Source organism: Pseudomonas sp. X4 (genome assembly GCF_040784925.1).
Classification (GTDB): domain Bacteria; phylum Pseudomonadota; class Gammaproteobacteria; order Pseudomonadales; family Pseudomonadaceae; genus Aquipseudomonas; species Aquipseudomonas putida_Z.
The window spans coordinates 5,644,709-5,663,013 of record NZ_CP160798.1; the positions used below are offsets into that span (position 1 = coordinate 5,644,709).

19 protein-coding genes are annotated in these 18,305 nt (G+C 62.3%); 6 read left to right on the plus strand and 13 right to left on the minus strand.

Annotation, left to right across the window (positions count from 1 at the left end; genetic code table 11):
* Positions 1–3: 3 nt before the first annotated feature.
* Entirely contained in the window at positions 4–975 is a 972-nt protein-coding gene (speB, locus tag ABX298_RS25110; RefSeq protein WP_367393805.1) for an agmatinase, read from the minus strand.
* Between the two features lie 268 nt (positions 976–1,243).
* On the opposite strand from speB, the gene ABX298_RS25115 reads away from it, so the two are divergent.
* The 6 genes from ABX298_RS25115 to ABX298_RS25140 all read left to right on the plus strand — a co-directional run bounded on the left by ABX298_RS25115 (position 1,244) and on the right by ABX298_RS25140 (position 7,310).
* A complete protein-coding gene (locus tag ABX298_RS25115) occupies positions 1,244–2,158 on the plus strand; it encodes a LysR family transcriptional regulator (RefSeq protein ID WP_085663894.1) in 915 nt (304 codons plus the stop codon).
* Between the two features lie 486 nt (positions 2,159–2,644).
* Entirely contained in the window at positions 2,645–3,223 is a 579-nt protein-coding gene (locus ABX298_RS25120) for an NAD(P)H-dependent oxidoreductase (protein ID WP_084785203.1), read from the plus strand.
* A gap of 165 nt (positions 3,224–3,388) precedes the next feature.
* Positions 3,389–3,772 (plus strand): MerR family transcriptional regulator, encoded by a 384-nt coding sequence (locus ABX298_RS25125; protein WP_075045430.1) that lies wholly within the window; start codon positions 3,389–3,391, stop codon positions 3,770–3,772.
* 262 nt (positions 3,773–4,034) lie between these two features.
* Entirely contained in the window at positions 4,035–5,336 is a 1,302-nt protein-coding gene (locus ABX298_RS25130; protein ID WP_367393806.1) for an Nramp family divalent metal transporter, read from the plus strand.
* 229 nt (positions 5,337–5,565) lie between these two features.
* A complete protein-coding gene (locus tag ABX298_RS25135; RefSeq protein WP_075045432.1) occupies positions 5,566–6,891 on the plus strand; it encodes an SDR family oxidoreductase in 1,326 nt (441 codons plus the stop codon).
* Between the two features lie 200 nt (positions 6,892–7,091).
* Positions 7,092–7,310, plus strand: a complete 219-nt coding sequence (locus ABX298_RS25140; RefSeq protein WP_003256807.1) for a general stress protein — start codon at positions 7,092–7,094, stop codon at positions 7,308–7,310.
* A 91-nt stretch (positions 7,311–7,401) separates the two neighbouring features.
* Here the strand turns inward: ABX298_RS25140 and ABX298_RS25145 are convergent, their stop codons facing one another.
* The 12 genes from ABX298_RS25145 to ABX298_RS25200 form a co-directional block, all read right to left on the minus strand.
* Positions 7,402–8,754, minus strand: coding sequence for a cation:proton antiporter (locus ABX298_RS25145; protein ID WP_367393807.1), 1,353 nt, complete (start codon positions 8,752–8,754; stop codon positions 7,402–7,404).
* Positions 8,755–8,930: 176 nt separating this feature from the next.
* A complete protein-coding gene (locus tag ABX298_RS25150) occupies positions 8,931–9,713 on the minus strand; it encodes an enoyl-CoA hydratase/isomerase family protein (RefSeq protein ID WP_367393808.1) in 783 nt (260 codons plus the stop codon).
* 2 nt (positions 9,714–9,715) lie between these two features.
* The gene (locus ABX298_RS25155; protein WP_238066110.1) at positions 9,716–10,429 is read right to left on the minus strand and encodes an NAD(P)H-dependent oxidoreductase; all 714 of its coding nucleotides are present in this window, start codon (positions 10,427–10,429) and stop codon (positions 9,716–9,718) included.
* Positions 10,426–10,920 (minus strand): hypothetical protein, encoded by a 495-nt coding sequence (locus ABX298_RS25160; protein WP_085705784.1) that lies wholly within the window; start codon positions 10,918–10,920, stop codon positions 10,426–10,428. Before ABX298_RS25160 ends, ABX298_RS25155 begins: the two co-directional genes overlap by 4 nt.
* 55 nt (positions 10,921–10,975) lie before the next feature.
* Entirely contained in the window at positions 10,976–11,599 is a 624-nt protein-coding gene (locus tag ABX298_RS25165) for a cytochrome c (RefSeq protein WP_367393809.1), read from the minus strand.
* Positions 11,596–12,018 carry a cytochrome c gene (locus ABX298_RS25170; protein ID WP_367393810.1) on the minus strand — a complete coding sequence of 141 codons (423 nt, stop codon included), beginning with the start codon at positions 12,016–12,018 and terminating at the stop codon, positions 11,596–11,598. The genes ABX298_RS25165 and ABX298_RS25170 overlap by 4 nt, the downstream gene beginning before the upstream one ends.
* 2 nt (positions 12,019–12,020) lie before the next feature.
* Positions 12,021–12,545, minus strand: coding sequence for a methylamine dehydrogenase light chain (locus ABX298_RS25175; RefSeq protein WP_367393811.1), 525 nt, complete (start codon positions 12,543–12,545; stop codon positions 12,021–12,023).
* Positions 12,542–13,138, minus strand: a complete 597-nt coding sequence (locus tag ABX298_RS25180) for a redoxin domain-containing protein (RefSeq protein WP_367393812.1) — start codon at positions 13,136–13,138, stop codon at positions 12,542–12,544. Before ABX298_RS25180 ends, ABX298_RS25175 begins: the two co-directional genes overlap by 4 nt.
* Positions 13,135–13,689, minus strand: coding sequence for a MauE/DoxX family redox-associated membrane protein (locus tag ABX298_RS25185; protein ID WP_367393813.1), 555 nt, complete (start codon positions 13,687–13,689; stop codon positions 13,135–13,137). The genes ABX298_RS25180 and ABX298_RS25185 overlap by 4 nt, the downstream gene beginning before the upstream one ends.
* Positions 13,683–14,903 carry an amine dehydrogenase large subunit gene (locus tag ABX298_RS25190; protein WP_367393814.1) on the minus strand — a complete coding sequence of 407 codons (1,221 nt, stop codon included), beginning with the start codon at positions 14,901–14,903 and terminating at the stop codon, positions 13,683–13,685. Before ABX298_RS25190 ends, ABX298_RS25185 begins: the two co-directional genes overlap by 7 nt.
* 37 nt (positions 14,904–14,940) lie before the next feature.
* Positions 14,941–15,918 (minus strand): WD40/YVTN/BNR-like repeat-containing protein, encoded by a 978-nt coding sequence (locus ABX298_RS25195; RefSeq protein ID WP_367393815.1) that lies wholly within the window; start codon positions 15,916–15,918, stop codon positions 14,941–14,943.
* 13 nt (positions 15,919–15,931) lie between these two features.
* Complete coding sequence (locus ABX298_RS25200) at positions 15,932–18,292, minus strand: RND family transporter (RefSeq protein ID WP_367393816.1); 2,361 nt, start codon at positions 18,290–18,292, stop codon at positions 15,932–15,934.
* Positions 18,293–18,305 lie beyond the last annotated feature (13 nt).

Sequence of the window (18,305 nt, forward strand, 5' to 3'; positions counted from 1 at the left end):
GGGTCAGCGGGCTTTGGCGCGCGCGTGGAAGATGAAGCCGATGCTGTTCATCAGCAGTTGCGCGGCGAGGATCGAGGTCATGCCGGTGGGGTCGTAGGCCGGGGCCACTTCTACCAGGTCCATGCCGACAATCCGGCCGTGGCTGCGCTGCGCCAGAGCCTGGATGATTTCCAGCACTTCGTAGTACAAGAATCCGCCATGGCTCGGCGTGCCGGTGCCCGGGGCGATGGACGGGTCGAAGCCGTCGATGTCGATGGTGATGTAGTAGTTGCGGCCTTCGGGGATTTTCGCCAGCGCGCCCGCGCAGCCCAGGCGGCGCACGTCACGTACCGACAGGATCTGCGAACCGGCCTCACGTGCGGCATCGTAGTCGTCGCGATTGGAGGACGACACGTTGCGGATGCCCATCTGGGTCATGCCGACAATGTGTTCCAGCTCCGAAGCGCGGCGCAGCGGGCTACCGTGCCCGTAGCGCACGCCATGGCGCTCGTCGACGAAATCCAGGTGGGCATCGAAGTGCACGATATGGATCGGCCCATGGCCTTCGAACGCCTTGATGACCGGGGCGTGCACCGAATGGTCACCGCCCAGCACCACCGGCATGGCCCCCGCTGCAAGGATCTGCCGCACCGCCGACTCGATGTTGGCGTTGCTGCTGGCCATGTCGGTGTGCACGATATCGGCATCGCCAACGTCGACCATGCGGACCTGGTCTTCGGTCAGGTAGGTGGTGTCATCCTCGAAGTCGTAGGCGCCGGCATGGCCGAAGGAGAACAGGGTCGATGCCTCGCGAATGCCGCGGGGTCCGAAACGTGCCCCCGAACGCCACTGGGTGCCCATGTCGTTGGGCGCGCCGAGGATTGCCACATCGGCGTCGATCGCCGCCCAGTCGGTGCACACCGGGGCCTTGGCAAACGTGCAATGGCCCACGAAGGGCAGGTTCAGGCGGCCGGACTCGTAACCGTGCTTTGCCATGTTCTGGTTTCTCCAGTTCTTGTTCTGTTTCAGGAGACGGGGCGACTGCTCGACCACCGTTGCGATCCACTATGGCAACCGTGCCAGCAAGGAAAAATGCGCAAGTGCAGATACATACATCGCCCTATCCGAAGTATCTGCCGGTGGTTGAACCCGGCGATACCAGGCATTGCAGCGGCCAGGTACTCATGGTTAGCTTGCGCGACAAGAACAATGCACGGGTGTTCATATCAGCACTGGCGATGTGACACCCGGCCGGGAGGCTACGGTGATCCAGCTGCACGATGTCGACCTTAAACTGCTCAGGGTATTCACCACGATCGTCAGGTGCGGCGGCTTTTCTGCGGCACAGGCCGCGCTCAATGCCGGCCAGTCGACCATAAGCGAACAGATGTCGCATCTGGAAACCCGCCTGGGGGTCAAGCTCTGCCAGCGCGGGCGCAGTGGCTTTCGCCTGACCGAGCAAGGGGTGGCCATCCATGAAGCGACCCTGCGCCTGCTCAGTGCCGTGGAGAGCTTCTGCATGGACGCCGACGTGCTCAAGCAGCACATCAGCGGCAAGCTCAACCTGGGCATCATCGACTCCACCCTGACCGACCCCGTCTCGCCCCTGCCGCGCACCACCCAGCGCTTTGTTTCGCGTGGGCACGATGCCCACCTGCACATCTATATCGGTGCCCCGGCGGAACTCGAAGAGCGCGTGCTCGACGGCAGGCTGCACCTGGCCATCGGCCACTTCCCATTGCGGGTCGCGGGGCTGTCCTACCAGCCGCTGTATGACGAGGCCCTGGGACTCTACTGTGGCCGGCGCCACCCGCTGTTCGCCAGCAACGCGAGCAACGGTCGGCTGATGGAGGACGTGCGCCAGAGCCGGATCGTGGTGCGCGGCTACATGCAGCAGTACGACCTGGAGCAGTTGGGCATCACCAAGGCCGATGCGACCGTGGAGAACATCGAGGCAGCGGCGATCCTGATCATTTCCGGCGCCTATATCGGCTTCTTGCCGGTGCACTTCGCCGAGCAATGGATCAAGACCGGCGACATGCGCCGCCTGGGTGCCAGCCTGCTGGACCTCTGCTCGCCGTTCGATGTGGTCACCCGCCGCGGCGTGTCGCGCCCACCCATCCTGCAGGCGTTCCTCGAAGACCTCGATGCCTGCGCCTCCCAGCCCGGCTCCCCCTGATTCACCCCGCTACTCGAAACAGACGATCCCCGCCCGCCAATACTGCGCTGCCGGCGTTGCCACCCCCCTGCCCGCCGCCCCAACATCAATGACTGGAGAACCTATGAGGGTATTGGTAAGCGTCAAGCGAGTGGTCGATTACAACGTCCCCGCTTGTGTCTCCGCTGACCGGCTACAGGCCGCAGGTAGCTGATCGCGACCGACCGCTTTCGACCCAGAGCGGACACTGATCCAAAGCTCTGTTGTCAGTACCGGCCTCATCGCCGGCAAGCCGGCTCCCACAGGAATATCACCAGCTTTCAGGCATGCGCTGTACCTGTGGGAGCCGCGCTTGCCGGCGATGGGCCGCGAAGCGGCCCCGGTTACAGGTGTCCGCAATGGGTCGATAGCAGCCGTTCGTGAAAGCCTCTACCGCTAACCGGCAACGCTTGACTCTACCGTAAGGGGCAGACTTTACCCTTGGCACTTCATTACCTGGAGTTTGTCATGAAGAGCAAACGCATGCTCGTAATCCTCGGCCACCCTTCGAACGACAGCTTTTGCGGCGCTGTGTCCGAACGTTATGTCGAGGCCGCCACGCAAGCAGGCCATGAGGTGCGCCTGCTGCGCCTGGACACCCTGGATTTCGATCCGGTCTTGCACGATGGCTATAACCAGGTCCAGTTGCTTGAGCCCGATTTGATCAACGCACAGAACGACATTACCTGGGCCGAACACCTGACATTGGTGTACCCGATCTGGTGGGGCGGCATTCCGGCGTTGCTCAAGGGGTTCTTCGACCGCGTGTTTCTGCCCGGTTTTGCCTTCAAGTACCGCAAGGGCTCGCCCTTCCCGGATAAGCTGCTCAAGGGCCGCACGGCTCACCTTCTGGTGACCATGGACACGCCGCCGTGGTACTACCGGTGGGTGTATCGCATGCCGGGCCTGCACCAGATGCGCAAGACCACCCTGGAGTTCTGCGGCATAAAAACCCTGAAAACCCTGACCTTCGGTCCGGTATTGGGCTCCAGGCCGGAACAGCGTGAAGCCTGGCTCAAACAAGTCCAGGCAGTCGCCAGCCGCTGATCGGCCCCGGTCGTGCCGTGCCCCCGGCACTGCCCAGCCGAGCCTCCCTGCTGCGACACCCTGTCCAACTTGGTTTCCCACCCCCCTGACGCTTGTGCAAAGATGTCGCGCGCCAGTGAGCGCGCGACATCTTTTCGCTTCTGATGCGTCAAAAAAGGGATTTTCATGTACATCGGCAAAGCCGCCCAGCTGTCGGGCACCACCGTCAAAAGCATTCGACATTACGAAGAAATCGGCCTGTTGCCCCCACCGCAACGCGAAGGCAAGTACCGCATCTACAGCCAGCAAAGCGTAGAGCTGCTGACCTTCATCAAATGCGCTCAGCAACTCGGTTTCAAGCTCAAGGAAATGCAGGCCATTCTGCAGGATCATCGCGGCCAGGAGCTGCCCTGGGATCTGGCCATGCAGGCCATCAATAACAAAAAGCAGGAATTGATGGGGCAGATCCAGGCCTTGCAGCAAGTGCATGACGGCTTGGTAGAGTTTGAGCTGAGCCTCAAAGATGCTCAGATGCAATGCCAGTTCGAACACCTGGAAAAAGCCCGCTGAATCCGCACCGCCGCCGCTGAACGGCCATTTCGTCAACGGAGCCGACGGCGGCCAAGCGCAAATCTAACGAGTAAGGCCGCGACAAATGCGGCCTTCCCTCACTATTTGAGGAAGCCTGTCGGTGTCGTCTCGGCCGCCCTCTGGACATTGCACCTTACCTCGAAACATTAAGAAACATCTTTGCTGGAATTTAAGTTGTACGACATCCTATCTACTGTGATCGACTACGCTCCGCTCTCACAAAAAAAACAATGGAGTCACCATGTCGAGCATACCTTCTGTCGAGGGGAAAACTGCCGTAACCCCTCAAAATCGCCTGTCAAAGCTGATCAAATTGCTTGGCCCCGGCGTCATCGCGGTTCTGTCGTGGTTGGGGGCAGGAGATCTGATAACCTCATCTGTCGCCGGGGCGAACTACGGTTACGCCATGATGTGGGTGCTGGCCGTTTCGCTGTTGCTCCGGTACCTGATCGTAAACATCATCGCCCGCTTCCAGCTGTGCAATAACCAAGGGATGACCATTCTGCAGGGCTATGCGCAGCTGCACCCTGTGTTCGCCTGGTTCATGTTGGCCTATGCCCTGTTGATGGGGCACCTGATGAACGCCTACATGATCAAGGGTGCGGGGGAAGCGCTGGCGATGTTGCTGCGGATCGACTACCAACTGCTGTGCTCCATGGCCGTGGTGCTGGCCGTGTGGATGCTGGTGGGGCGCAACATCTACGCAATGATCGAAGGCGTCATGAAAGTACTGTTGGCGGTGATGACTTTGGCCTTCCTGGCGCTGGCGGTGATGTCCGGCCCTGACGTGGCGGGTATCGTCAAAGGCACCATCGGTTTCAGCATTCCAGCCGATGAAGGCGTTCACGGCGCACTGTTGGTAGCGGTATCGGTGATCGGTGCCGTGGCAGGCTCGGTAGCCAACTTCGTGCACCCCTATGTCATGCGTGAAAAAGGCTGGGTCGGCCCGCAACACAAACGCATCCAGCGCAACGACCTGCTGTTTGCGGTATTCGTCGGTATCGTCATCAACCTGGCGATCTGGATCGTCGGCGCGGAAATCCTGCGGCCCAACGGCATCGAGGTGAAAACGCTTGGCGACCTGGGCAAGGCGTTGGAACTGTTCTTCGGCCCAATCGGCTGGTACATCTTCTTCGTCGGCGTATTCGCCACCTTGTTCGCCAGCATTTCTGGCAAGACCACTGCGTTCCCCATGCTGATCACCGACGCTTTCCAACATGTGAAGCCCGAGCGACGCGAACGCTATGGAAAGGAATTCCACAACGACCCGATGCACAAGTGGTTCATGTTGTTCATCCTGGTGACGCCACTGGTCTGGTCGATCCCGGGCATGCCCGACTTCGTGACCCTTACCATCGGTGTCAGCGCGCTGAACATCATCGGCCTGCCGGTGATCTCGCTGGGCCTGCTGATCATGTCCAACCAGAAATCGCTGCTGGGCAAGGCGTACCGCAACAACTGGTTCGAAAACATCGCGCTGGCATTCGCCACTGGCCTGGCGCTATGGGTAGCCTTCCAGCTGGCAGTGGACCTTATCGCCTGAAGGTAACGCACAGCCCTGGCTCAATGCCGGCCAGGGCTGACCGGCGCTGCGCCTCGGCCTGATACCGGCGTGACCGGTATTTTTCTGCCTGCATTCCAATACGCAGCCTACCACCGGACTTGTTGGTCTGAACTTTGCGGCCCGCCTTGGATTCCCCTGCATATCCATCACGCAAAGATGCCTAGCACAGCAAAGGCTGACATTTTCGAGATCTTCAGGGGTTCGCAAAATGATCGATCAAGCGACAGGTATGAAATCTGGTGAACGCTATCGCGTGGAAAACGTGGAGCGGGCACATCAGTTCCCAGGTTTCTTCCAGGACGGGAAGTACTACCTCGGCCCTGAGCTTCTGACCGCCGTCGGTTGGATCGAGGGCACGCGTTTCATCTACGACAGCGTGGATGCCGAAGGGGAACCCGTGTTTCCGAACCGGGAGGCTGGCACGGTTGAAGGGCTGACGTTGACCCTGGTCGACGGCACCGCTCTTGAAATCTCTCGGATCGAAGCCAGCGAAACGATCGCGCCAGTTGACGACCAGACTACGTCTGGCAAAGAGCGGGAATCGCCCCGGGAGGGCTATCCGAGCAGAGGGCCGCTGCGCGGCAAAGTCGTGGTGATCACTGGCGCTTCCAGCGGGATCGGCCGTGCCGCCGCACACGCATTTGCCTGCAAGGGTGCTCGCCTGGTGCTAGCTGCGCGCGATGAAGAGGCGTTGTTCGAGGTGCTGGATGAATGCACCGACTGCGGTACGGATGCCATAGCAATCACGACCGACGTCACCCACAACGACCAGGTGCAAGCGCTGGCCGCACAGGCAGCAGCATTTGGCCACGGACGAATCGATATCTGGATCAACAACGCCGGCGTTGGGGCGGTCGGCAATTTCGAAGAAACACCACTGGAGGCCCACGAGCAGGTCATCCAGACCGACCTGATGGGTTACCTGCGCGGCGCTTTTGTAGCCCTTCCCCTGTTCAAGGCCCAAGGCAGCGGCATCCTGATCAACACGCTGTCACTGGGCAGTTGGGTGGCCCAACCCTATGCAGCCACGTACTCGGCGAGCAAGTTCGGCTTGCGTGGGCTGACTGAGGCGCTGCGAGGGGAATTGACGGCGTTCCCCGAGATCCACGTGTGCGATATCTATCCGGCCGTCATGGACACACCGGGCTTCCGAGACGGCGGCAACTACACAGGCCATGCGCTGACGCCTCCGGGCCCTGTATATGATCCCGAACTGGTGGCGAAGGCCATGGTGGCCTGCGCAATATCACCACGCGCCCACACCACGGTCGGTGCCACGGCCCGCCTGGCGCATCTGGCCAGTTACCTGGTACCAGGCCTGCCCCTGTTATCGGGGTGGCTGACGCGTCGGGGAATAAACCGCAGTCCCAAAGCCGAAACATCATCAGGCAACCTCTTTGAGCCGCCGAGTGGCAGGAGGAGTATCGACGGGGGCTGGAGGAAATCAAAAGACAAGACGCCTGTACTGATCGGCGCAGCGGCGCTTGGAATGATCGTAGGTTTTGCAATCACCCGTTCACGACGCAGGAGCTGAACGATTGGGCCGTCAAACTCGGCGCAAGGCAGGTCCTTCCCAAAGGTTGGCGAACAAAGCTCTGTGGCGCCACAGTCGCCCGCACGGGTTCTTTCGCGCAACCCGTCGGGCCGAGCAGAAAGCAGTGGAGCAAACGCCCCCCTGTCTGACGTCCGAGTTGAACACAGACTTTCCTGTGTGACGACATGAGGTGAAAGATCATGGCTGACAACCAATCCAATCGTGGCCACCAAGGTGGTACCGCACAGAACAACCCAGGCAACTTTGCCAATGACCGTGAGAAGGCATCGGAGGCAGGTCGCAAAGGCGGCCAGAGCTCTGGGGGCAATTTTGCCAACGACCGTGAGCGCGCCTCCGAGGCAGGACGCAAAGGCGGACAGAACAGCCACGGCGGCGGTCGTGGTAGCGAAAATCGCTAACTTGAAATGAGCTCGGCCAGGGTGCACGGCGCCCTGGCTTTTTTTCCAAATTGAACGCAGTGGCCACCAGACGTGCCGCGTCGGTTTCAAATTACACCGAAGCAGTGAGCCGCCCCTTCCACGCTTCGTATCTGGCAAGCAGCGGTTGAACGCTCAAACCGTGCAGCAGAATGCTTAGCGCCACCACCGATAGAACCAGGTTCATGCTCTGCGCGGCTGACGTGGCAAGCAGCCCGTGATTGAGGGCGTAGAACAGATAGTAGAAGCTGCCGATTCCTCGAATGCCAAACCATCCCAATAGCCCACGCTGCCGGATATCCAGCATTCCTCGAGCCGGGAACAGGAGGATGCTCAAGGGACGAATCAGCAGGAAAAGCGCTGCGGCTACGATCAAGGCCCGCCAGTCCCAATGTTCGATGAGTACTACCCCGAGCATGGTCACCAGAAACACCTCCATTGCCCGTTCGATCAAGCTGCCGAAAGCCAGCATATCCCCCAACATGATGCCTGCTGCCACCTGCGAGTCGTCGAGGCCTTGCACATCACCTTTGACGGCCAGCTCCGGGGCCACGTGCTGGTGACCTACCACGGGCTGTACCAGGTGTTCAGCAGCCGGCTCTTCGGGGCCATTGGAGGTCTGAACCTCTGCCTGGCGTAAACCGAGGCCAGCAGCGAACACCGCTAAAAACCCATAGGCCTGAATCGACTCGGCGCTAACATAAGCCAGCGCAATCAGGGCAAGGGCCAGGTAGTCATTGGGCGACACGGTACTGTCGTCGTTGCGCAGGCGCAAAAAGAGCGTGAGCTTGCCCAGGCCGCGCCCCATCCAGTAACCAAGCAACAGGCCTGCGGTCACTGCCCACAGCATGTCCTTGAACAACCAGTCACTGAACCATGCCTGGCCGGTATCCTGCTGAAGGAACAACCCGAGGATGACGAAGGGGAACGCCACGCCATCGTTGAGCCCTGCCTCGCCAGACAAGCTGAAACGCACCGGATCATCATCCCGGGCATCAACCACCTGTACCAGGGTGGCAAGCACGGGGTCTGTGGGTGCGAGTATCGCCCCGATCAATACCGATATGCCCCACCCCAGGTTCAGGCCATGATGCAGCACCAGCGTTACCCCACCGATGCAGACCAACATCACCGGCCCCGCCAGGTAGAAGGCGCCCCACCATCTGCGGTCATGCAAGGGCAGGCGCAACTTCAAGCCACTGAAGAACAGCGAAAACAGCACAGCGACTTCGGTGAGGTGCTCCATCCAGCCGCTCGCCTTGCTCAGGTCCAGATGAAGAAAACCCAACCCCGATGTGCCCAGGCCGATACCCAGCGCAAGGCACACCACGGACGAAGTCACAGGGATCCACCGCAGGTAGGAGGATGAGAGCGCCAGTAGCAGCAAGACGGCGCCCAGCATGGCGAACCAGACGATGAAGGTCATCTGCGCACAAGCCTTGAAAGAGTTTTCGACTACTTTTTGACTTTCTGGCGAAACAGGTCGTTCCGCTGCATTTGCCTCCATCGGAATGGCAGGTGGTATTGCACATGCGGACGCAGTCCCGTACTGCACCCTGCCCCCCAGACAAACCAGAACCACCAGCTAATGAGCGGCCAACCTCAGCCGAACGATGCAGGTCGGCGCATGCAGAATGCCCTCACCCCTTCATCAAAATCACTGCTGGTGCTCAGGCGCACAAACGTTTCCCGCTCGTTTTCCAATGCAATGGGCAGCCCATCAAGCAGACCATTGCGCAACAGCGCCTTGGCGCATGCCTGGGCGGCGCTTGCACCAGCGACCAGGCGGCCAGCAATGCGCAGGCCTGTTGCCTGCAAATGCTCGCTGGCCACTACGTCCATGATCAAGCCAAGCGAGCGAGCCTCACAGGCCGTCAGTGATCCATTGAGCAATGCAAGGGCCAAGGCGCGGTGCAGGCCAAGTTGGCGCGGCAAATGCCAACTGCCACCACCGTCCGGGGTGATGCCGATACCGCCGTAGGCATAGTGCAGGCGAGTATCTTCACTGGCGATCAACAGATCACAGCTCAACGCCAATGAAAGCCCGAAGCCGGCAACGGCACCATTGAGCAGCCCCAGCACAGGGCACGGCAGCCTGGTGATACCAAGCACCGCTTCGTTCACAGCGCCGACCAGTTGTTCGACACCTTTCATGCAGGCTTGCTGCTCCCCCGCGAGCAACTGGCGGAAATGTTGCACATCACCGCCCACCGAAAAGTGCTCAGCGCTGCTACGCATCACCACTACCTTCGGCGGATGCGCTGCCAAGGTTCGAACTGCATCAAGCAGTGCAGTTGCCATCGTGATATCGAAACTGTTGCGACGCTCGCGGTTTCCCAGGGTCAGGAAGGCAATTTCATCCTGCCGCTCTACATGAACTTGCATGTTCACCTCGCTTGTCCACGCTTGGGCCGCATATTGCTGTCGAAATCATCCAGTGACGGAAACACCAGAGGTGGACGCTCATCGAGCGTCAGCAGGTGCTGACGGTATTGTTCGAGGTACTCATGTCGAGCGTCTTCGCTGATGTACGGCACATGAAACGCGGCGAATGGAGGTAGTACCGACAAACCTACGTAGCCGAGCACGCCACGCTGGATGGGCCGCAATAAAGTTTCCAGTTCGCCATGAATCGCATCCGGGCCGAACATGTGAGGCTGCCCTCCCAGCGAGAATGCCAGCATCGCTTGCTTGCCCTTGAGCCCGCCGTGGTCGTAGATGCGCTTGCCGCCATAGCAGTAGCCCGAGACGAACACCCGGTCGATCCAGCCCTTGAGAATGGCTGGCATGCTGAACCAGTAGATGGGGAAATTGAGGATGATGAGGTCGGCCCAGCGAATCTTGTCCAGCTCGCCGGCAATGTCAGCAGCCAAAGTCCCACCGCTGACGGCATGACGCTGTTCAAGGGCGTAGACCAGGTAATCCGAGTTTGCGCGCTCCCGGAAGTCTTCGGCACTGGCCACCGGATTGAACCGCATGGCATACAGGTCCGACATCACTACACAATGGCCCTTGTCCTCCAGGACCTCTGCTGCCAGCCGCGCCATGGCGCTGTTGAATGACCGGGGTTCGTTGTGGGCGTGGACAATCAGAACGTTCATGGCAACTCCAGCAGTTTGACACCGTTGTACTTGAGGAAGAATTCGTCGGCTTTGCGCACTACGTCGCGATAGCGCCCATTCAGGGCCATGCGCATCATGTCCAGCTGCAGTTGCTCCTGATCGATCATGTAGTCGAGAAAGCGCTGTGCGCCTGAGGGGCCCGCTTCGCGCAGCCTTTGCAGCCAGGCAAAGTACTTTACGGTCTCACGATGGACCAACCGCAGCAGCAACCCTTGCAGAGGCCGCGGGACCGAGGAAACCAGCCATGATTTCCAGCGGGTGAACAGGCCAGGGGCCGTGTCCAGCCCCCACAACTGAGCTGCGGCTTCGTAGCGTGGCTGGTTGAAGGTTTCAAGGTCGGCGTAGGTTTTCCAGAACGGGTGCGCTGGCTGGCCCTGCAGGCGTGTGGCCATGCGCCTGACTGCAGCCCTGGCGAAGGCGCGGTTGGCCAGCTCGTGACGGAAGCCCTTGATGAATGTGCCTGACGGCATAGAGAAATCACCATTACTGTTGGTCAAGAATCCGAAGGTGCCGGGCAGCCGTGAGTCATGGCCCGGCAATGTAATCGAGCAATACCTTTCTTTGCTGATCGTCCTGCAGTTGCAAGGCGATCCCTCGCATCCAGACCGCCAGCTCGCTGGCATGCTGTTCGCTGCCACGTAGCCCGTCGCTGAACGATTGCAACTGTCGGTCGAGGTAGGCTCGGTCGAGCACACGCAGGTTGGGCGTTTTCAGGTGCGCAAAGCCCTGCCCCTGCGGCCCGTGGCATGCGGCACAGGTGTGTTGGTAAAGCGCTTGCCCCGGGCCGTTGGAGGCCGTCGGCGCATTTGCAGGCTCGGCGCCAAGGGCAGCGAAATAGCGCGCCAGCGGTTCCTCGTCACCTTCCGCCACATTGGCCGCGATGGCGCGCATCTGTGCGCCATGGCTGTCCCGCGGGTCGTAGCCTCTGCGCCCTGCCTTGAAATCGCGTAATTGCGTGAGCAGGTAATCAACCTGCTGCCCAGCCAGGCGCGGTGCGCCCAGCGTCGGGTTGCCCTGGCCCTCGGAGCCATGGCAGGCCACGCAGGTGGCGGCCTGGGACGGTGGTGTAGCAGCGTGTGCCTGCAACGTGACGGCAAATACCAGCAGGCTGGCACAAAGACTCGGCTTCATCGGTAGGGGTGCTCTCATTGTCGTTCTCGTTCGGCGATACGCTGTAGCAGCCGGTTGCGGGTAGTCTCGACATCCGCGGGCACTGCCCCACGCCACTGCTGTATTTCATCGCCGGTATAGGGTTTGAAGTCCGGCGGTAGATGGCCGGCATCGAAACGCACCAGCATCCAGTTGAGGACTCCGGCCAGGGCATCGTCAGACAGCCCCGACAATGCCGAACCCGGTACCTGCACCAGATATTCGCGGCCACCGGGTATCCAGAGGAACTTGCCCAACTGGCCGGCAAAGGCCGGCACGCTTCGCTGCGGGTTACCGCTGCCATCGGGCAAGTGGCAGCCCTGGCAATTGAGCATGTAATCGAACTGACGTGGCTCTGTGGCCGGTACCTGGGCCGACAGCGCTGCCAGCAACAGCATCCATGGCAGTCGCCTGGCCATGGTCACTCCTTGACCCCGATCACTACCGACAGCGAGCAGTGGTATGGCATGTCCGCCTGGCTGCCGGAACACCAGTTGAGGTCGTTGGAACTCTGCGGGCGATATAGCGGCGTATCACCTTGGTCACGCTGGCAAACGCAACGTCCGCAGTTGCTCTTGCCACAGCAATCGTTGTACGAGATCACGTAGTCCTTGCCATCGGTGGGGTTGCGGCAGGTGCCGATCCAGGTGATGTCCGAGCGCACGGTGCCCGGCGGGCAACTGCTGGAAGTACCGCCGCAGCAGCCGCAGAGAAAACCGTCGATGGCACAGTGGCGCCAGTATTCGCAGCTGTTCGGGTCGCCCGACTCCTGCAGCCCGGCACTGGACTGGGCGAACGCGCCGCCGCGGAACACAGGCAACAGGGTCGTTGCCCCGGCACCGACCAGCAAGGTACCCAGCCCACCAAGAAAGCCCCGGCGCGAAGTGCCACGGGCGACGCGGCGGGTCAACAGTTGGGTGGCGTCGTCGAACCATTTGATGGTCATGCGTGGTACCCCTGCTGCGCGGCTTTGTACGCCTGGACCTTGGCATGCCCCAGGCGCCGTGCTTCCAACAGGCTTTCCAGATGCTCACGGGTGTTGACCAGGCCATGGCTGGCGACCGTGCCGTGCTCGTCGATGAGCACGGCATAAGGCAGTTTGCTGATCTGGTAGGCCAGCCCCACCTCCCGCGACAGCAGGTAGGGGTATGCCTGCAAACCTTGGGCGGCAATGAAGGCCAGGTGCTCGTCAGGCTCACCATCACTGGCCAGCACGATGTGCAGGCGCTCCTGGCGACGCAGCGCATCGAGCACCGGCAACAGCGTCTTGCACACCGGACATGTCTCGGACAGGAAGAACAGCAAGGTGGCCTGCCCGCTCGCGCCGCCCAGGCTCACCGAGCCACCGGTCAGGCTCGCCAGGGTGAATACCGGGGCCGCGTCACCGGCCTTGATCGCCTTGCCCAGCGACAGTGCGCCTACCGGCTGGATACGCTCGTGCAGCAGCCCGACCTGACGCGCCAGTGCCCACACGGCGAGGATCAGCATCAGGGTGATCGCCCAGGACAGCAGGCTGGAAATGATCAAAGCATGGGTCATGGACGTTGCCTCAGGGATGCGCGGTTGGAGATCAGCAGGTTCGCCAGCAGGTACACAGCGGCAGCGCTGACAAAGACGAACACCAGGGTGAAGCCGTCCAGCCAGGTCAGCGGACGCTCGGCAATCGGTGCCAGCAGGTTGCAGGCGAGCAGCGCCAGCAGCAGATTGCGCCATGCCAGTGCCGGCGCTGGAGGCTGAGGACGGCCACCGAAATGGCATCCACAGTCCTCGATGGCAGAGCCCTGACGCACGGCCAGGGCCAGTACGCCGGCATACAGCACCAGCAGGCACACAGCCGGCAGCGCCGCCCACGGCCACCACAGGCCCAGCAGCAGGCCAGCGGCGCCCAGCACCTCAAGCATCGGCAGCGCATACCTCCAGACGGGCGCCGCGCACCATGCTCCCAACACCTGGGCATAGCGTTGCAGCACGTCGGCGAACGCGCGGGGCTCGTGCAGTTTGTGCAGTGCGGCGGCCCCCAGCAGCAAGCTCAGGGCGCCGACACTGGCGACATGCACCAAGGGGTCATGCAGCAGTTCGGCGATCACCATGGCGCCACCACATTCAGGAAGCCCAGGGGGATATCGCCGACGCTGCGCAAATGCTCGCCGCTGTCGGCGTCGTACAGGTTCACCCCCTGGCGCAGCAGCGGGATCAGCCCGGCATCACCCTCGGTCAGGTAGACCCACAGGGTGAACAGGCTCGGCATCGGCACCAGCCAGTCGAGGCTGTACAACCGTGGTTGCGCGCCCTGGCTGACGCCGATGGCGGTGCTCTGCTCCTTGAGCGGCAGGCGTGCAACACGCTTTTGCGTGGCCACATCGAACACCCACACCTCGGTGCCGGGCTTCTGGTAGTTCTCCGGCACATCCTTGTGCATCAACACATACAACCGCCCGCTCTGCTGGTGCAGGGCCAAACCGTGGTTACCGGCGATACCCCAACCGTCGGTGCGCTCCTGCTCGCTCAGCAGCGACCATTGCTTGATCGGCCGCACGCCGTCGGCGTTCATGCCAAGGGCATAGGCGTGGTTGTGTTGCGAGACGAAGTACCAGGTGTCGCCATCACGCACACCGGTAGTCAGCAGCAGATCCTGCAGCGGATCGAACACAGGGGCGGTGCGCTCTTGCAAGGCCACTTGCCCCTGCTCGTCCAGGCGCAGGTGGAAGAAGCCGCCGTTGCCGCAGATCGCGTAGAAGTCCCGCGGGCCGGCAGGATAGATCGAAGCACACCCAGGGATCGGCACCTCGGTGACGAAACGGCTGTTTTCCAGGTCCACCACCGAAATCGACTGTGCGGGGGTGAAGTTGAGCACCAGCAGGAAGCGTTCGTCGTCGGACAGCACGCTCAGGCCCGTTGAAATCAGCGCGGTCATGCGCTTGGCCGGGATCGGGATCTCGCGTTTGGGGCTGAGGGTCTTGGCGTCGTAGACGGTGACCACGTCGGTGCGCTTGCCGCGCACACCACGGCTGAAGTAGATCTCGGTGGCATACAGTTCGTCGCGGCTGCGTGCGAGCTGCAAACCATTGGACCAGATGCCGGTGCTCAACTGGCCCAGGTTGCGACCCTGATCGTCGAACAGGTAGGCGCGGCCATCGACCATGTTGGGGGCATTGCTGCCCCATATCCAGAACCAGTGCTGGTCACGGTGATCACCGAGCACTTCGACACGGGCCTGCTCCGGCACGAACCCGGCCAACGCCGACGATGCTGCACCGAACAACGACAGACCACACAACAGATGACACAAGGAACGCTTGAACATAGGGGCTCCGCAACAGGCGATCGGCCTGGGCTTGAGTCTATCGAGGGGCATTTTCGGTGGATTGGCGCGTAGTGACAGTTGCCTTGGCATCCGGTGCCACACCCTCGATAACGCCGGCAGCGCCGAACAGCAGCAGGTGGCCCGATTGCGCGGCCAGGGCAGACAGGTTCAGGCGGTCTTCGCGCTGGGCGCTGGTGAAGTGCGTCACGTGCGAATCGGAAACCGCCGTCAGGCCCGCATTGCCCACGAGGGCCACGCGGCCATCGTCCAGCTGCGCCACAGAAGTGATCGCCTGTTGGCTGCGACTGTCGAGTGCCTGCCAGTGTCGGCCCAGGCTGTCGCCCAGCAGCACCCGCCCACTCATTCCTGCCAGCAGCACGCGGCCATCGCGCAGGCCGGTGCCGGTCCACAGTGAGCCACTGACACCCGTGTCCAGGGGCTGCCAGGACACCCCCTGGTCGGTGGAGCGGTAGGCATGGCCGGCCTCGCCGACGATGAACAGGCTGCCGTCGGTGGCCTGGAACACCTGATTGAGGTGGAAGTCGGCGCCCTCCTCCCCCACCTGCATCGGTAGCCAGTTGACGCCGCCATCGACCGTACGCGCCGCATAGCCATAGGCACCCACGACCATGCCGTGATGGGCATCGGTGAACACCACCGACAACAGCACCGGCTTGCCCTTCAGGCGTTGTTGCAACACCCATTCCTGGCCACCATCGACGCTGTGCAGCAGCACTCCGCCATGCCCCACCGCCCAGCCTTGGCGATCGTCGATGAAACTCACCGCGGTCAGCAGCACGTCCACCGGTACGCTGCGCGCCTGGCGCCATTGCAGGCCATTGCCGGACAACGCCACCACACCATGGTCACCCACTGCAATCACCCCTGCGTCGGTCCGTGCCACCGCTACCAGTGGCGCATGGCGCACATCGTTCAGGGCAATGGCCGGCGCCGCCCATGTCTGTCCTGCGTACATCAGCCCCAGCAACCAGGGCAGCAATCGAACGGTCTTCATCAGTCAGCCCTTCTCAATGAGCGGCCAGGGGTGCGCGAACCGGCCCCCGTCGCGGAACCAGCATTTCCAGCACCACCGCCAAGGCCGGCAGCAGGGTCACGGCCATGAGCATGTTGGCCATGAACATGAAGGTCAGCAGCAGGCCCATGTCGGCCTGGAACTTCAGCGCCGAGAATGACCAGGTGGCCACCCCCACCGACAAGGTCAGCGCAGTGAACACCGTGGCCACACCCACCTCGCGCAGGGCCTGCTGGAACGCGACGACGATGTCGCGCCCCGCGGCCAGGTGCAGTTGCAGGCGGTTGTAGATGTAGAAGGCGTAATCCACTCCCACGCCCACCGCGAGCACCATCACCGGCAAGGTGGCCACAGTCAGGCCGATGTCGAGGGCCTTCATGAACCAGTAGCCGAGGAAGGTCGCCAGGGTCAGCGGCAGGCAGCAGGCGAGCATGGCTCGCCAGTCGCGGTATACCAGCCCGACCAGCAAGACGATGGTCAGGTACACGTAGAGCATCATCGGCAGCTCGGAACTCTCCACCACCGCATTGGTGGCCGCCTGCACCCCGGCACTGCCGCTGGCCAGGCGCACGTCCACTCCGGGCAGGACATGACGCTCGCGGTACCGCTCGACGGCCGCGGTCACCTGCTTGAGGGTGCTGGCCTTGTGGTCGGCCAGGTACAGGTTGACCGGCAGCACGGTGCAGTCGGCATCGAACAGGCGCAATGCTTCGGGCACCTGGCGCACGGTTTCGCCCAGGGACAGTTCGTCGACCGGCAGCGCCGCCCATTTCGGATTGCCTTCATTGACCCCGGAGGCTGCCAGCTTGGCCATGGCTGGCAACGACTGCGCCGACAGCACGCCGGGCAAGGTGCCCAGGTACCAAGTGAGACGGTCGACATAGGCCATCACATCATGCCGGTAGCAACCGCCAGCCGGGGTCTGCACGGCCACAGTGAACAGGTCCAGCCCCAGGGCGAAATGGCTGACCACCTGCTCCACGTCCTGGTTGTAACGCGAGTCGGCGTGCAGCTCGGGTGCCCCCGGCAGCACATGGCCGATGTGCCGGCCTTGGCTCTGCCATACCGCCAGCGCCATCAGGCCGAAGCCCAGCACAGTCACCAGCACTGCGTTGCGTGGCTCGGCAATGCGCCCGAGGCCGGTCATCAGCCCCTCGCGGCGCGCCCGCAGGCGCTCCACCTTTGCCACGTAATGCCGGTCGAAACGGCAGTAGCTGGCCAGCAGCGGCAACATCACCAGGTTGGTGACGATCTTGTAGGCCACCCCCACCGAAGCGGTGATCGCCAGTTCGCGAATCATCGGGATCGGCACCAGCACCAGGGTGGCGAAGCCGACGAAAGCAGTGATCAGGGCCAGGGTGCCCGGGATCATCAAGCCGACGAAACTGCGCCGGGCGGCGGTCATGCCATCGGCACCGGCGCAGACCTCCTTGGCGATGAAGTTGACCTGCTGCACGCCGTGGGACACACCGATGGCGAACACCAGGAACGGCACCAGGATCGCCAGCGGGTCGAGGCCGAAGCCCAGCAGCGTCAGGGTGCCGAACTGCCACACCACCGACACCAGCGAGCACACCAGCGGCAGCACGGTCAGCCGCCAGGAGCGGGTATACCAGTAGACGGCCAGTGCAGTGAGCACGAAGGCCAGGGCGAAGAACTCGACCACGCTGCGGGCGCCGCTGCCGATATCGCCCATTTGCTTGGCGAAGCCGATGATCTGCACATCAAAGTCAGCGTCGGCGTACTGCGCCCTCACCTGCTCTTCGAGCTGGCGGCTGAAGGCCAGGTAGTCCAGGCGCTTGCCCGTCACCGGGTCCGGGTCGGCCAGCTCCGCTACCACCATCGCCCCGCGCTGGTCGTTGGCTACCAGGCTGCCGACGAAACCACCGGCCAAGGTGCGCTCGCGGATGCCGGCGATGGCCCGGGCATCGAGGTTGCCGACAGTGACGTCGCCGCCGACCACGTCCTCGGCCTTCATGCCCTCCTCGGTGATCTGCACCGCGCGGGTGTTCGGCGTCCACAGCGAAGTGACGCTGCGCCGGTCGACGCCCGGCAGGAAGAACAGTGTCTGGGTCAGGTCATGCAGGCGGGTCAGTGCCGCCTTGTTCCAGATATCGCCATGGTTCGCCCGCAGCACCACGATGACCCGGTTGGCACCGAACAGTACGTCCCGGTACTGGTTGAACGTCTTGATATAGGGATGTTGCTGGGGCAGTTGTTTGTCGAAGCCCGCCGACATCTCCAGACGCGCGGCGAACACGCCCATCACCAGGGTAACCACGGCCAGCAGGCCGAGGGTCGCCAGGCGATGGCGAAAGACCAGGCGCTCGAGCGCCGAGACCAGATAAGCCAGCATGAAAAGCCTCCCC